Source organism: Micromonospora endophytica, assembly GCF_003236305.1.
Classification (GTDB): domain Bacteria; phylum Actinomycetota; class Actinomycetes; order Mycobacteriales; family Micromonosporaceae; genus Micromonospora; species Micromonospora endophytica.
Map to the genome: position 1 here is coordinate 1 of NZ_POTX01000554.1, position 390 is coordinate 390.

Genomic DNA, 390 nt, shown 5'->3' on the forward strand with positions numbered 1-390 from the left:
GATGGAATCCCGTCCGACTCGGCGGACTGGCTCTATGAATTGAAGTTCGACGGCTACCGGTTGCTGGCGCGGCTGGACGGCGACACGGTCAACCTCCATACCCGCAACGGGCATGACTGGAGCGCCAAGCTGCCGCATCTGGTCGAGGCCTTCGGCCGGCTGCCGGCGAAATGCGCCTGGGTGGACGGCGAGGTCGTCGTCCTGGACAAGCACGGCGTGCCCGACTTCCAGGCGCTGCAGAACGCCTTCGACGGCGACGCCACCGGCGGCATCGTGTTCTATGCGTTCGATCTGCCGTTCATCGGGGGACGGGACCTGCGCCGCGAACCTCTGAGCGTGCGCCGCGCATTGCTGGCACAACTGATGGCAACGGCCGACGATGATCATCTG

Annotated in this window: 1 protein-coding gene; it reads left to right on the forward strand. The window is 65.9% G+C overall.

Annotated elements, in window-relative coordinates:
• On the forward strand, nucleotides 1-390 hold a 390-nt coding region (locus C1I93_RS31065; RefSeq protein ID WP_438819602.1), incomplete at both ends, for an ATP-dependent DNA ligase.